General features: G+C 77.2%; 3 protein-coding genes. 2 read left to right on the plus strand and 1 reads right to left on the minus strand.

What is annotated here, in order from left to right; translation table 11 throughout:
• Positions 1-87: 87 nt before the first annotated feature.
• On the plus strand, positions 88-2,061 hold the full coding sequence (locus ADL34_RS25075) for an AfsR/SARP family transcriptional regulator (RefSeq protein ID WP_062671790.1): 1,974 nt from the start codon (positions 88-90) through the stop codon (positions 2,059-2,061).
• A 111-nt stretch (positions 2,062-2,172) separates the two neighbouring features.
• Positions 2,173-13,944 (plus strand): hybrid non-ribosomal peptide synthetase/type I polyketide synthase, encoded by an 11,772-nt coding sequence (locus ADL34_RS25080; RefSeq protein ID WP_063892363.1) that lies wholly within the window; start codon positions 2,173-2,175, stop codon positions 13,942-13,944.
• On the opposite strand, the gene ADL34_RS25085 is transcribed toward ADL34_RS25080, so the two are convergent.
• Entirely contained in the window at positions 13,892-14,920 is a 1,029-nt protein-coding gene (locus ADL34_RS25085) for an LLM class flavin-dependent oxidoreductase (protein ID WP_062671791.1), read from the minus strand. The two genes, ADL34_RS25080 and ADL34_RS25085, sit on opposite strands and share 53 nt — an antisense overlap.
• Between the last annotated feature and the right edge of the window lie 83 nt (positions 14,921-15,003).

Raw genomic sequence — 15,003 nt, forward strand, 5'->3', positions numbered from 1 at the left:
CCACCCCCGGCCGGCCGCGCACTATCGTGGGAAAGCGCCGCGGACCAGCCGTTTCCGCCGGCCCGCGACCCGCGACGGAGGAGGGCGATGACGGACGTGGGCCCCCGCTTCGGGGTGCTCGGGCCGGTGACGGCCTGGGACGCGGACGGGAACACGATCGCGCTGAAAGGCCCCCGGCACCGCTCCGTGCTGGCCCGCCTCATCGTCGCCCGCGGCCGCGTCGTCCCCGTCTCCCGTCTCGTCGACGACCTCTGGGCGGACCCGCCGGACGACGCCGTCGGCGCCCTGCGCACCTTCGTCGCCGCCCTGCGCCGCGCGCTCGAACCCGGCCGCCCGCCCCGCGCCCCGGCCCGCCTCCTCGTCACCGACGGCCCCGGCTACGCCCTGCGGGTCCCCGCGGACTCCGTCGACGCCCGGCGCTTCGAACAGGACGTCACCGACGCCGCCGCGCTGCCCGCCCAGGAGGCGGTCCTGCGCCTGGACGAGGCGCTGGGCCGGTGGCGCGGCCCCGCCTACGCCGGGTTCGCCGACGAACCGTGGGCCCGCGCCGAGGCCGACCGGCTCACCGAACTGCGCGGGCACGCCCTCGAACTGCGCGCCGAGTCCCTGCTGGCCCTCGGCCAGGCCGACCGGGCGGCGGCCGACCTGCGCGCGCACACCGCCGGGCACCCCTGGCGGGAGAACGCCTGGCGGCTGCTCGCACTGGCCCTGTACCGCACCGGCCGGCAGGCCGACGCGCTCGACGTGCTGCGTAGGGCCCGGACCCTCCTCGCCGACGAACTCGGCGTCGACGCCGGGCCCGCACTGCGCTCCCTTGAGGCCGACATCCTCCGCCAGTCCCCGCACCTGAGCCGCTCCGGCACCCCCGCCGCCCGCGTCTGGGAACAGGTCGCCGCCGCCTACGACCGCGCCGTCGCCCCCGACGCCCGGGCCCGCCTCGACTCCACCGCCGGCCTGCTGCGCACCCTCGCGCTGACCGGCGGCACCGGCCTGCCCGCCGCCCGCGCCCTGCGCCTCGACGCCCTCACGGCCGCCGAGGAACTGGGCGACCCCGAGCTGACCGCCCGGATCATCGGCGCCTACGACGTCCCCGCGATCTGGACCCGCCTCGACGACCCGGACCGCGCCCGGCACATCGTCGCGGCCGCCGAACGCACACTGGCCGCGCTCCCCGAGAACGGCCACGACGCCGACCGCGCCCGGCTGCTCGCCACCGTCGCCCTCGAGTCCCGCGGCACCCGCGACCCGCGCGGACCCGAGGCCGCCCGCAGGGCCGAGGAGCTCGCCCGCCGGCTGGACGACCCCGCCGTCCTCGCCTTCGCCCTCAACGCCGTCTTCATGCAGAGCTTCGGCCGGACCGGGCTGGCACCCCGCCGGGACGCCATCGGCGCGGAACTCGTCACCCTGTCCGCGCGGCACCACCTGTCCTCCTTCGCGATCCTCGGCCACCTCGTCCGCCTCCAGGCCCGCTGCGCCCTCGGCGACTTCACCGCCGCCGACCGGCACGCGGCCGCCGCCGAAGCCCTGGCCGCCCGGCACGAACGCCCGCTCGTCGCCGTGTTCACCGGCTGGTACGCCGCCCTGCGCCTCGACGCCGCGGAACACGCCCCGCCCGCCGAGGCCGAGGCCGCCTACCGCGACGCGGCGGCCCTCCTCGACGGCGCCGGCATGCCGGGCCTCGCCCACGGCCTGCCCGCGCTCGCGCTGCTGTGCCTGCGGCTGCGGCACGGCCTGCCCCTGGACACCGGCGACGACCCCGACTGGGGTCCCTACGCCCCTTGGGCGCGGCCTCTGCTCCTCCTCGACCGGGGCCGCCGCGCCGACGCGCTCGACGCCCTCCACGCCACCCCCGAACCGCCGCCCGACCTCCTCCAGGAGGCCCTGTGGTGCCTCACCGCCCGCGCGGCCGAGGTCCTCGGCGACGGACCGGCGCTGACCCGGGCCCGCACGGCCCTCGCCCCGGCCGCGGACGAACTCGCCGGAGCGGGCAGCGGCCTGCTCACCCTGGGCCCCGTCCGCGACCACCTCGGTCTCGACCGACCGCACCCGCCCGGCCGATGAACCGTTCGACGCCACGGGCCGTCGTACAGGGCAGTGATCGACGACGCCGCTGCGGGTACGCGCGACCGGCAGTGCGCTCCCCGGGCGCCCCGGGGACCAGGAAGGACGCACATGCCGGCTGCCGGACGCCGTACCCCCGACACGCTCCTCGACGTGCTGCTGCACGCGGCCGAGGACGCCCCGGGGCAGGAGATCGTCCACGTCCGGGGCGACGGGTCCGAACACGTCGTCACCTACGCCGCCCTGCGTGACGATGCCCTGCGCGTCGCCGGGAGCCTGCGCGCGGCCGGACCGGCGCCCGGCACACCGGTGCCGCTCCTGGCGGACACCGGCGCCGGCTTCCAGCCCCTGTTCTGGGGCGCGCTCGCCGCAGGGCTCGTCCCCGTGCCCCTCGCCCCCGAGGCACGCAGGGTGGGCCCGGTGCGGGAACTCCTGGGCGGGCCCGACGTACTGGTGGACGACGGCACCGAAGGGCTTCTCGCCGAACTGCCCGGTCCCGTACGCCCCTTGCGGCTCGCGGAGCTGCGCGCGGGCGACCCGCTCCGGGAACCCGTCCACCGCGCCCCCGGGGACCTCGCGTTCCTCCAGTTCTCCTCCGGAAGCACCGGCGCCCCCAAGGGAGTCGAGCTCACCCACGAGGCCGTCCTGGCCAACCTGCGGCAGATCCGCACCTCCCTGGCCATCACCCCGGACGACGTGCTGGCCACCTGGATGCCGTACTTCCACGACATGGGCCTGATCGGCACCCACCTCGTCCCCCTGGCGGCCGGCCTGAAGCAGGTGCGGCTGGAACCCCTCGCCTTCGCCAAACACCCGGTGCGCTGGCTGGAGACGGCCGCCCGGCACCGGGCGACCCTGCTGTCCGCCGCGAACTTCGCGCTCGCCCTGTGCCTGCGCCGCGTCCCCGACACCGCCTGGGCCGCGCTGGACCTCCGCCACGTACGGCTCATGCTCGTGGGCGCCGAGCCCATCGCGCCGCGCGTATGGCGGGAGTTCGCCGAACGGGCCGGCCGCGCGGGCCTGGACGCCACGGCCCCGCTGCCCGTGTACGGACTGGCCGAGGCCACCCTCGCCGTGACCGCGCCCCCGCTCGGCGAGACCGCCGTACCGCTGCGGCTGGACCGGCGGGCGCTGAGCGCCGGACGCGCCGTCCCCGGCGAGGACGACGCCGTCGAACTGATGGACGTGGGCGCACCCGTCCCCGGCTGCGAGGTCCGCATCACCGACGGCACCGGCGAGGCGCTCGGCGCCGGGCGGATCGGACACATCGAGGTACGCGGCCCCCAGGTGGCACGCGGCTACCACCGCGACCCCGAGGCGAGCGCGGCCGCGTTCACCGGCGGCTGGCTGCGCACCGGCGACCTCGGCTTCCTCCACGAGGGGCGGCTGTGCGTCACCGGGCGGCACAAGGACGTCGTCTTCGCCGGCGGGCGGACGTTCCACGCCACCGACCTGGAGGAGACGGCCGCCGCCACGCCGGGGCTGCCGGAGGGCACCGTCGCCGTCGTCGGCTCCACCGACCCCGGCGCCGGGCACGACCGGGTCGTCGTGTTCGTGCAGTGGGCGCGGGCCGTGCCGGCCACCGCCCTGCCGGTGCTGGACGCGGTGGCCGCCCGCGTGCGCCGGGCGCTCGGCCACGACGACGTCCGGGTCCTGCCGCTGCCGCCCAGGGCGTTCCCCCGGACGACCAGCGGCAAGCTGCGGCGCTCCCTGATGCGAGAACGGTTCGAGGCCGGCCGGTACGCGAAGGTCCAGGAGCGGTACGCGGCCGCGCGCGCCGGAAACCCGCGCGGGCCCTTCGAGGCGCGGGGCGGACGGCCGCGAGCGGTGCCTCCGTCGCGGCGGGAGGCCGAGGAGACGGTCCGGCGGATCTGGGCGCGGGTGCTCGACCTCACGCCCGGACACATCGGCCCACAGGACGGGTTCTTCGCCCTCGGCGGTTCCTCGGTGAAGGCGATGGAGGTGCTCGCGGCGCTCGAGGAGGCGTTCCGCGTGCCGCTGGAACCACGGGTCGTGCGCGACCACGACACGGTCGCCGCGCTGGCCGGGCACGTGCTCTCCCTGACGGGCGGTGCGGTGCCCGACCGCCCCGAGGACCCGTCCCCGGCGCCGGGCGGCGGGCCGGTCGCGGTGCTCGGCATGGCCTGCCGGTTCCCCGGAGCCGAGACGCCCGAGGAGTTCTGGGAGCTGCTCGTCTCCGGCCGGGACACCGTGACCGCCGTACCGGCCGGCCGCTGGGGCGGACCGACGCCGGCCGGCGGCCGGTTCGGCTCCTTCCTGCCCGGTCCGGCGGACTTCGACGCGGACTTCTTCGGCATGGACGACGCCGAGGCCCGCGCCACCGACCCGCAGGCCCGCGTCTTCCTGGAACTCGCCCACGAGGCCCTGGAACGCGCCGGATACGCGGGACCGCGCCGCGAGGGCCGTAAAGTCGGCGTGTTCGCGGCCGTCGGCGACAGCGGCTACCGCGACGTGCTGGCCGAGGCGTCCGGCGGCGACCTCGCCGGGCACCCCGGCGCGCTCACCGGCAACCTTCCCAACCTGGTGGCCGCCCGTCTCTCCCAGGCCCTCGACCTCGACGGGCCCGCCCTGGCCGTGGACACCGCCTGCTCCTCGGCGCTGGTGGCGCTCCACCTTGCCCGCCGCAGCCTGCTCGCCGGTGAGTGCGACATCGCCGTGGTCGGCGGAGTGCACCTCGCCCTCACCGCCACCGGCCACCGGCTGCTCGCCGACGCGGGCGCGCTGTCCCCGACGGGTGTCAGCCGGCCCTTCGGCGCCGCCGCCGACGGCCTCGTGCCCGGCGAGGGCGGCGCGGCCCTCGTGCTCGCCCGGCACGACGACGCCGTACGCGACGGCGATCCCGTCCTCGCCCTGGTGCGCGGGACCGCCGTCAACAACGACGGCCGGTCCCTGAGCCTGCTCGCGCCCAACCCGCGCACCCAGCGCGAGGTCGTCACCCGCGCCTACGCCGAGTGCGGCGTCGACCCCGCCACCGTGTCGTACGTCGAGGCCCACGGCACCGGCACCCCGATCGGCGACCCGGTCGAGGCCCAGTCGCTCGGGCACGCCTTCCCGCCGCGCGCCGACGGGCTCCCGCGCCTGCTCGGCTCGGCGAAGGCGACCGTCGGGCACCTCCTCAACGCCGCCGGAATGCCGGGCCTGGTGAAGACGGTCCTGGTGCTCCGGCACCGCAGCCTCCCGCCCTCACCGAACTGCACACCCCCGGCGCCCTCCCTGGAGCGCCTGGCCCCCGGATTCCGGCTCGTCGACGCCGTACGGCCCTGGCGGGCCCCCGGACCGCTGGTCGCGGGCGTCAACGCCTTCGGGTTCGGCGGCACCAACGCCCACGCCGTCCTGGAGGAGGCGCCCGCCCGAACGCCCGGGACACCGCCGGCCGGCCAGGGCCCGCACCTGCTCACGCTGTCGGCCCGAAGCACCGACGCCCTGCGGGCCGCCGCCCGGGATCTCGCCGCCCATCTCCGCGCCCACCCCGAGCTGTCCGAGGCCGACGTCTGCGCGGCCGTCGGGACCGCCCGGGACGACGGCCCCCACCGTCTCGCCCTGGCCGCCGACGGCGACCTCGCGGACCGGCTGGAGGCCGCCCGCGCCCAGGACTTCGGTCACGTCCGGCCCACCCGCCCCAGGACCGTCTTCCTGCTGCCCGGCCAGGGCGCCCAGCGCCCCGGCTCCGGTCGCGCCCTGTACGAGGCGGCACCCGCGTTCCGCGAGGTCCTCGACGAGGCGTCCACGCTCGTCGGACCGGTGCGGGGCCGCTCGCTCGCCGACTGGTGCCTGGACCCGGACGCGGACCCCGGCGACCTGGCCGCGACGGAGGTCGCCCAGCCGTTGCTCGTCGCGTACGGGGTGGGCCTGGCCCGGCAGATGGAGCGGTGGGGGGTGCGGCCGGACGCGGTCGCCGGGCACAGCGTGGGAGAGATAGCCGCCGCCTGTGCCGCCGGTTCCCTCACCCTCGCCGAGGCCGTCGGCTTCGCCGCCGAACGTGGCCGGCTCGTCGCGGAGAAGGCCCGCCCCGGCGTCATGGCGGCCGTCCGGGGCGACGAGGAGACCGTCGCCGCGCTCGTCGCCGCGTCCGGCGGCTCCCTGGCCGTCGCCGCCGTCAACGGGCCCGGGCAGGTGGTGATCTCCGGAAGCGCCGCCGCCGTCGACCAGGCCCTGGCGGAGCTGACCTCACGAGGGGTCGGCACCCGCCGGCTCCGCGTCTCGCACGCCTTCCACTCCCCGCTGCTGGAGCCGGTCCTCGCCCCGCTCCGGGACGCCGCGGGCCGGTTGACGGCGGAGCCAGGGCGGGTGCCGATGCTGAGCACCGTCACCGCCGACTGGGGGCCCGATCTCACGCCCGCGTACTGGCAGCGGCACGCCGTCGCCCCCGTACGGTTCGGGGCGGCCGTGGAACGGCTGCTGCGGGACGGCTACGACACCTTCCTCGAACTCGGGCCCGCCGACACGCTGAGTGGTGCCGTCCGCGCCACCGCCGCCCGGAACGCCCACGACGCCGCCGTGCTGACACCCGCTCAGGGCGACGCCCGGGCGCTGCTGGAGGCCGTCGGCCGGCTGTGGGCACGCGGAGGCACCCTGCGCCGCCCGCTCTCGCACCGCGCGACCGGGCGCGCCCGGGTGCAGGTGCCGACGTACCCGTACCGGCGCCGTCGCCACTGGCCGGGCGAGCCCGGCGCCGACGCCGTGGTCCGGCGCCTGGACTGGGCCGGCGCCCCGCTCGTCCCGGGGGAGCCGCCGCGGGCCGTCCGGCTCGTCGGGGCGGACCGTGCGCTGGGCCGGGCCCTCGCCGAGCGGCTCTCGGCCACCGGGGTGGCCGTGGCGGACGACGGCCCGGCACCGGACACCGTGGTGTGGCTGACGGACGCCGCGCGGGACACGGACACGGCCGTCGACGCCACCCTGGCGTCGCTGCGCCGCGTCCTCGACCTGCTGTCCACCGGCCCGACACGCCTGCTCGTCGTCACCGAGGACGCCTACGCCACGGGGACCTCCGACGAGGCCGCGGCCCCGGCACGGGCGCTCGCGCACGGGCTCGCACTGGCCCTCCCGGGAGAGCACCCGGGTCTGACGGCACGGGGCGTGGACCTGACCGGCGCCGATCCCCTGCCCGCCCGGCTCGACGCCCTGGAACGGGAGTTGTGCGCCGCCCACGGACCGGGCGCCGAGCCGACGGTCGCATGGCGCTCGGGACGCCGCCTCGGCCGTACGCGGACCGCCCTTCCGGACACCCAGGCGCCCGTCCGGGCCCTGCCGCCCGGCGGCACCTACCTGATCACCGGGGGAGCGGGCGGACTCGGCTCCGCGCTGGCCCGCGACCTGGCGGCCGGCGGCGCCCGCGAACTGGTCCTCGCCGGACGCTCGGTGACGGCCCCCGAGGCGCTGCTGACGGAACTGCGGGCCCTGGGCGCCCGGGCCGTCCATCACGTCACCGACGTCGGCGACCGTGCCTCCGTGGACGCCCTCGTCGCCGCGCTGCCGAGGCTGGACGGGGTGTTCCACGCCGCCGGTACGGTCCGTCCCGGCACCCTGCGCTCCAAGCCGGACGGCGAGATCCGGCAGGCGCTCGCCGCCAAGGTGCGCGGCACGGTCCTGCTCGCCGACGCACTGCGCCGCCACGGCCAGGACCCCGCCGTGCGGGTCGTGTTCTCCTCGGTCGCCTCGGTGCTGCCGGGCCTCGCCGGTGCGCTCGGCGACTACGCGGCCGCCAACGCCTTCCTCGACGCGTTCGCCGCAGCCGAACACGCGGCGGGACGCCCCTGGCAGGCCGTCGGCTTCGGACCCGTGGGCGACGCGGGTACGGCGGCCGGGACCGCGTCCGTGACGCGGCTGCGGGAGCTGGGGCTGACGCCGATGACCGCGCGGGAGGCGATCACCGCGCTCCGGACCGCCGTCGGGACCGGCGCCCCGCATCTGCTGGTGGCGTCCGAACGGGTCGAACCGGCGGCCGCCACCCCCTTCGTCCCGGCGCCGCACCCCGCCCCGCACGCGGACGACACCACGGACCTGGTCCGCCGTCTCCTCGCCGAAGCCCTGCACCGCGACCCGCGCGACATCGGCGACGACGACCCCTTCCTCGGCCTCGGGCTGGACTCGCTCACCGCCGTGGACCTCGCGCGCCGGCTGGAGGGCGAACTCGGCCGGCCGCTGCCCGCCACCCTGCTCTTCGAGCACCGGACCCTCGGCGAACTGACCGCCCACCTGCGGACCGTGCCCCCGGAGGAGCACCCGCCCGCACCCGGCCCCGCCCGGCGGCACCCCGGTGACGACGGCCCGATCCCGCTGACCCCGCTGCAACGCGCCTTCCTGACCACCGAGGCCCTGTTCGAAGGCGTCACCGCCTACGGCTACGTACGGCAGACCGTGCGCGGCCCCCTCGACACCGACGCGCTCGGCAGGGCCCTGTCCCACCTCGCCGCCCGGCACCCCATGCTGCGCCTGCGCGTCACCACAGCCGTGCCCCCGCTGCAGTACACGAGGCCCGCCGAACCCGCCGACCTCCCGCCCCGCTGGTACGAGGTGCGCGACACCGACGACACCGACCGCGTGCTGCCGGACCTCGAACTCGACCTGTGCAACCGGCCGTTCGACCTGACCGCCGAGGACCCGGTGCGTGCCCTCCTCGTCCGCGACCGCCGGGACAACCGGCTCGCGCATCTACTGCTCGTCGTGCATCACGCCGCCGCCGACGGCTACAGCCTCAAGGTCCTGTGCGAGGACCTGTGGGATCTCTACACCACCCTCGTCGAGGACAGTTCCACTACCGAACCGCCCTTCACTCAGGCCGCGTTCGGTGACTACGCCGCCCTCCTCGCCGCCGGCCGCGACACGCCCGCCTTCGACCGCGACCTGCGCCACTGGCGGGAGCAGATCGCCGCACACGTCTCCGCGGACCCCACCACGGTCCTGCCGTACGACGGTGATCCGCTGGCCGCGCCGGCACCGCCGTCCGTGCACCACCGGGCGACCGCCGACGCGGCGCTCAGCTCCGCCCTGCGCGCGCTGGCCGCCCGGCACGAGGTCTCCCTCTTCCATCTGCTCCTCGCCGTCCACGTCCGCTGTCTGGCCCGCTGGAGCGGGCGGCCGGAGGTCGCGGTCAACGTGGCACGGTCCCGCCGGGAGGCGGCCCTGCCCGGCATCGAGCGCCTGGTGGGCCCGCTCGCCGACACCCTCCCCGTGTTCGTGCGGGTCGACCCCGCCGAGAGCGTGCCCGAACTGGCCGTACGGCTGCGGCACATCTGGCGTGAGGCGGAGGCGCACGGCACCCCGGGCAGCCCCGACCTCGTCGCGTCCCTGCCCGCCGGCGGGCCCGTTCCCCGCACGGTGGCGCCCGCCGGTTTCAGTTTCGCGCGCTTCTCCGTGCGCCAGGATCACGGCCGGTCCGTGACCGTGACGCCGACGGCGGCGGCCACCGCCTCCGCCGCGACCCGGCTCGGCCTGCTGTGCTGGGAGGCGGACGCGACGCTGCACTTCTCCTGGAACCACCCCGCCCACCTGTTCCGGAGCGAGACCACCGCACGTCTGGCGGAGGACCACCTGGCGGAACTGCGGGCCGCCGCCGGTCACCCCCACACTCCTGTCGCCGAGGGCATCACCGCCCGGCTGCTCGCCCGGTTCCGCGCGACGCCGGACGCCGTGGCGATCGACACCGGCCGGACCACGCTCACCTACGCGGCCCTCGACGCGGCCTCCGCCGCCCTCGCGGCCCGGCTGCGCGCGGGGGGCGTGGGCCCCGGCGACCTGGTCGGCCTCCTCGTCGAGCAGGGCCCGGACGTCGTGACCGGCATCGTGGGCATCCTCCGCACGGGCGCGGGCTGGGTGCCGTTGGACCCCGAGCACCCGCCGGCACGCCGACGCGAGCACCTGCTGCGGACCGGCGTCACCACCGTGGTCTGCCACGCCGCGACCCGCGAGGCGGCCGCCGGACTCGACGGCGTGCAGGCGGTGTCCGCCGACCGCCCCGGCTTCGACGCCGCCCCGCCCGACCCCGGCCCGGACCGGCACGCCGGCCCCGACGCCGTCGCCTACGTGATCCTCACCTCGGGCTCCACCGGCCGCCCCAAAGCCGTCCCGATCACCCACCGGTCGATGCTCACCTACCTCGACTGGGCGCTGGCCACCTTCGGCTACGAGCCAGGGGACCGTCTGTTGCAGACGGCGTCCGTCTGCTTCGACGCCTCCGTGCGGCAGGTGCTGGCACCGCTGCTGGCCGGGGCCAGCGTCCATACGCTCTCCCGTGACGTGCTCCGCGACCCCGACGCCCTCCTGGACCGCGTCGTGAACGACCGCATCACGGTGTGGAGTTCGGTGCCGACCCTGTGGGAACGGCTCCTCAGCACCGCCGAGGCCCGCGCCGAGCGGGACCGGACACCGCCCGTCCTGTCGGCGCTGCGCTGGGTGCACGTCGGCGGCGAGGCCCTGCCCGCCGCGCAGGTCCGCCGCTGGTTCGACCTGCTCGACGCGTGCGGCGGCGCACCGGGGCACCGGGTCGCCAACCTGTACGGGCCCACCGAGGCCACCATCAACGCCACCTGCCACATCCTCGACGCCCGGCCGGCCGACGATCTGCGTCACGTGCCCATCGGCCGCCCCGTCGCCGGCACCCTCGTGGACGTCGTCACGCCCGACCTGCGCCCCTGCGCACCGGGTGAGGCGGGCGAACTCCTCATCGCAGGAGCGGGACTGACGCCCGGGTACCTGGGCGAACCCGGGCTCACGGCGGCGGCGTTCGTCGAGCGGGACGGACGGCGCTGGTACCGCAGCGGTGACCGGGTCCGGCGCACCCCGGACGGCGTCCTCGCGTTCCTCGGCCGGCTGGACGACCAGGTCAAGGTGCACGGGCACCGGGTCGAGCCCGGCGAGATCGAGGCCGTCCTGCTGTCCCACCCGGACATCGCCCGCGCCGCCGTCCTGCCCGCGGAGGGACGCCTGGTGGCCCACCTGGAACCCCGGCCCGGCGCTCCCGTCCCGGACACCCGGGCCGTGCGCGCGTTCCTGTCCCGCACCCTGCCCCCGTACATGCTGCCCGGGCGGGTGCACGGTGTCTCCGCGATGCCCCTCACCGGCACCGGCAAGATCGACCGCGAGCGGCTGGCCCGCGAGGCGGGCGCCTCGTCCACGGCCGTCCTGCCAGCGCCGCGAACCTCGACGCCCACCGCACCGGCGCCCGCCACCCCGACCGAGCGCACCCTCGCCCGGATCTGGGCGGCCCTGCTGGACGCCCCGGACGTCACGGCCGACGACGACTTCTTCGAGCTGGGCGGCGACTCGATCATGGTGCTGGAGCTGTTCGCCAGGATGCGGGCCGAACTCCCCGCCGTACCACGGCCGACGGTCCTCTACACCCACCGCACCCTGCGCGCGCTCGCGAAGGCCGTCGACGCCGCCGAACCGGCCCCGGAGGCCGCCCCGCCCGCCGCCGGGACCGGCCCGTACCCCCTCACACCGTCCCAGCGGGGCTTCCTCCTCGCCGACACCCTCGACCCCGCCGCCGGGTCCGCCTGGCTCGCCCGGTTCCGGCTCACCGGCCGCCTTCGCCCGGACGTGTTCCAACGGGCCGTCGACGTGCTGGTGGCCCGGCACCCCATGCTGCGCACGGTGTTCCCGGCCGGTGCTCGCCCGCCCGTGCAGCAGGAACTGCCGGACTCCCTGCGGCTTCCCGTGCCGCGGGAGACCGTCCACCCCGACCTGCTGGAGGAACGGATCGCCGAAGAAGGGCGGCGCCGACCGGAGCCCTGGGCCTGGCCGTTGCTGCGGGCCACCCTGTTCACCACGGCACCCGACGAGCACGTCCTCCTCGTGCACGCCCACCACCTCATCGGCGACGGCTACAGCGCCGCCCTGCTCGCCGGGGAACTCCTCACCGTGTACGACCGTCTCGACCGGGGTCTGCCCCCCGGCCTGCCCCCGCTGGAGAGCACCTTCCGCGACCATGCCGTCCGGTCCGCCGAGCGGCCCCGCCCGTCCGGCGCCCGGGCCGAGGCGTACCGGGCCCGGCTGAAGGCCCCCTACACCGCACCCGTGTTGCGTCCCTCCGACGGCGAGAGCGCCGGAGAGTTCCACACCGCCGCGTTCACCGTCGACGCCGCCACCACGCGCCGGCTGCGCCGGCTGGCCGGTGCGGCGCGCAGCACCCTCCACGCCCCGCTGCTCACCGCCTACCACCGGGCCCTCACCGCCCTCACCGGACAGTCCGACCTGGTGATCGGCCTCGCCGTCACCGGACGCGAGGACTCGCCGGCGGACGCGCGCCGGGTGTTCGGGCCGTTCGCGCAGGCCGTCGCGGTGCGCCCGGAGCCGCCGGCCGGCCCCGGCCGGCGGCCCCCCTTCACCGACGACCTGCGCCGGATCGCCGCCGAGACGGAACTCGCGCGCGCCGAGGGCCCCACCGACACCGGCACCGGGCTGCCCCGGCACGCCCAGTTCTTCTTCACCTTCCTCGACTTCACCTCGCTGGGCGCGCCGCCCGGCGGCACGCTGTCGCTGAGCGCCGACGCGTCCGACACCCTCCTCGCCCCGCCCCCGCCCGGCACCGACGTGTTCCTCGCCGTACGGCCGCTGTCCGGCGGGCAGCGGCTGCGGGTCACCGTCCGCGCCTCAGCGGCGGCGCTCACGGCCGGCCGGGCCGCCGAGCTGGCCGAGCGGATCCACCAGGAGCTGCGGACCGGCACGGACCACCCCCGCCGGGCCCCAGCGCTGGACGCGGCGCTCGTCGGCTGTCTGCCCGCCCCCGGACACCTCGCCGCCCTCGCCGGACTGCCGCCCGGCACGCCGCGCCCCGGCCGTGAGGAGATCCGCGAGCTGCTGTTCCCGGACGGGCGCGCCCGGCTGCTGGAGCGGACCGGCACCCCGCTGGGCCTGTCCGGCTTCGTCGCCCTGCCGCTGTTCGCCGACGAACTCGCCGCCGCCGGCGACCTCGCGGCCCGTACCGCGCGGGCCGTCGAGCACGCGGCCGGGCTCGGCGCCCGCTGCGTCTCCCTCGCCGGGACGATCCCGTCCCTCACGGGCTACGGCTTCGACGTGCTGCGGGAGGCCCGGACGGACGCGGCGATCACCACCGGGCACGCCACGACGACCGTCGCCGTGGTGAAGACCGTGCACGCCGCCCTCGACGCCACAGGGGGCCGGCTCGACCGGCTGTCCCTCGCCGTCGTCGGCTGCGGTTCGATCGGCACCTCGGCCCTGCGGCTGCTGCTCGCCCGGTCACCCCGCCCGCCGGCCCACCTCGTGCTCTGCGACCTGCCCGGCAGCGGGCCACGGCTCGAACGGCTCGCGGCGGAACTGACGGGCCGGCACCCCGGCCTGCCCGTGCGGATCGTGGAGTCGGGCCCCGGGCTGCCCGAGGAGGTGTACGCGAGCGAGGTGATCGTGACCGCCGTCAGTGACGCGTCGGCGCTCGTGGACGTCGCCCGGCTGCGCCCCGGCACGGTCCTGGTCGACGACTCCTTCCCGCACTGCTTCGACACCGCGCGGGCGCTGGAGCGCATGCGCGAGCGCGGGGACGTGCTGGTCGTCGGCGGTGGGCTGCTGGACGCCGGCGCCGCCAGGCCCCGGCTCGCCGAGGACCTTCCGGAGGTCGCGACCGCCGGCTTCGCCGGGCGTTCCGGCGTCCCGGGCACCCTGGCCTCCTGCCGGCTGGAGTCGCTGCTGCACGCGCACCGCACGACGCGACCGGGCCGGGCCTCCGGCCGCCTGCCGCTGACGCACGGCCTGGTCGGCCTGCCCGGCGCCCTCGCCCACTGGGACGCCGTCGAGGCGGCCGGGGTGTCGGCCGCCCCGCTGCACCTGCTCGACCACGAGGTCCCGGCCGCCCCGCTCAGGGCGCCGGACGCCCCAGCGCCGGACCGAGCCGGGTCGCGATGTCCGTGAGGATCTGCACGTAGTCGTCGTGCCCGAACGTGAACGGCAGCGCGAACGCCACCTCGTCCACCTCGCGGAACGCGGCGTGGGCGTGGAGGCGTTCGGCGATCTCCTCGGAGGTGCCGAGGAGGTCCGGCGCGAACAGCAGTCGTGCCGGGCCCTGCGGGGAGGCGGTGCGGGACGTGCGCCCGGCGACGTACTTCTCGTACCGGGCCCGCTGGCCGGGTGTCGCCGAGTCGGTCGGGATGACGACGAGGCCCTGGGAGACGCGGGCACGCTCCCCCTCGGGGTGGCGCTCCCGGAAGGCGCGGATGTGGGACAGCTGGATGCGCGCGAAGTCGGGTGCGCCCTCCCGCTCGTCCTCCACCTTGACGACGCTGCTGGTCAGCAGGTTCATCCCGTGCTCGCCCGCCCAGCGCGCCGACCGCAGACTGCCGCCGCCGTACCACAGGCGGCCGCCCAGCCCCGGGGCATGCGGCTGCACCCGGTCGGAGAACACCTCGAAGCCCTCCGTGCCGCTGAAGTCCGTGACCCGCTCGCCGCGCACGAAGTCCAGCAGCCGCCGCACCCGCCCGTACCCGAAGTCCTCGGCGTCGGCGGTGTCCGGGTACAGGGCCTCCTTGACCCGGTCGTAGTGCATCGGCGGGCCCACGCTCACGCCGGGGTTGAGCCGGCCGCCGGACAGCAGGTCGACGGTGGCGAGGTCCTCGGCGAGTCGCAGCGGATTCTCCCAGCCGAGCGGGATCACGGCCGTGCCCAGCTCGATGCGGCGGGTGCGCTGCGAGGCGGCGGCCAGGACGGCGACGGGGGAGGAGATGCCGTACTGCAGGTGCCGGTGGCGGACCCACGCGCTGTCGAAGCCGAGGCGCTCGCCCAGCTCGATGAGCTCCAGAGTGGACTCGTGGCCGCGGGCCGGGTCCGCCCCGTCGAACAGCCCGATGGTGAGGAAGCCCAGCTTGCGCAAGGGGCGGGAGATGGGTGCCACAGGCCCTCCGTCGTCCGATGACCGGGTGATCGCATCCGTACGGCTCGGGCAACGCGCTCCCGGGCGGCGATGTTCCCGCCGCC

Source organism: Streptomyces sp. NRRL WC-3605 (genome assembly GCF_001509795.1).
In the GTDB taxonomy this organism is placed as follows: domain Bacteria; phylum Actinomycetota; class Actinomycetes; order Streptomycetales; family Streptomycetaceae; genus Streptomyces; species Streptomyces viridochromogenes.

Coding starts and splice junctions, on each gene's coding strand:
- ADL34_RS25075 (WP_062671790.1), top strand. CDS start 88: ATGACGGACGTGGGCCCCCGCTTCGGGGTGCTCGGGCCGGTGACGGCC.
- ADL34_RS25080 (WP_063892363.1), top strand. CDS start 2,173: ATGCCGGCTGCCGGACGCCGTACCCCCGACACGCTCCTCGACGTGCTG.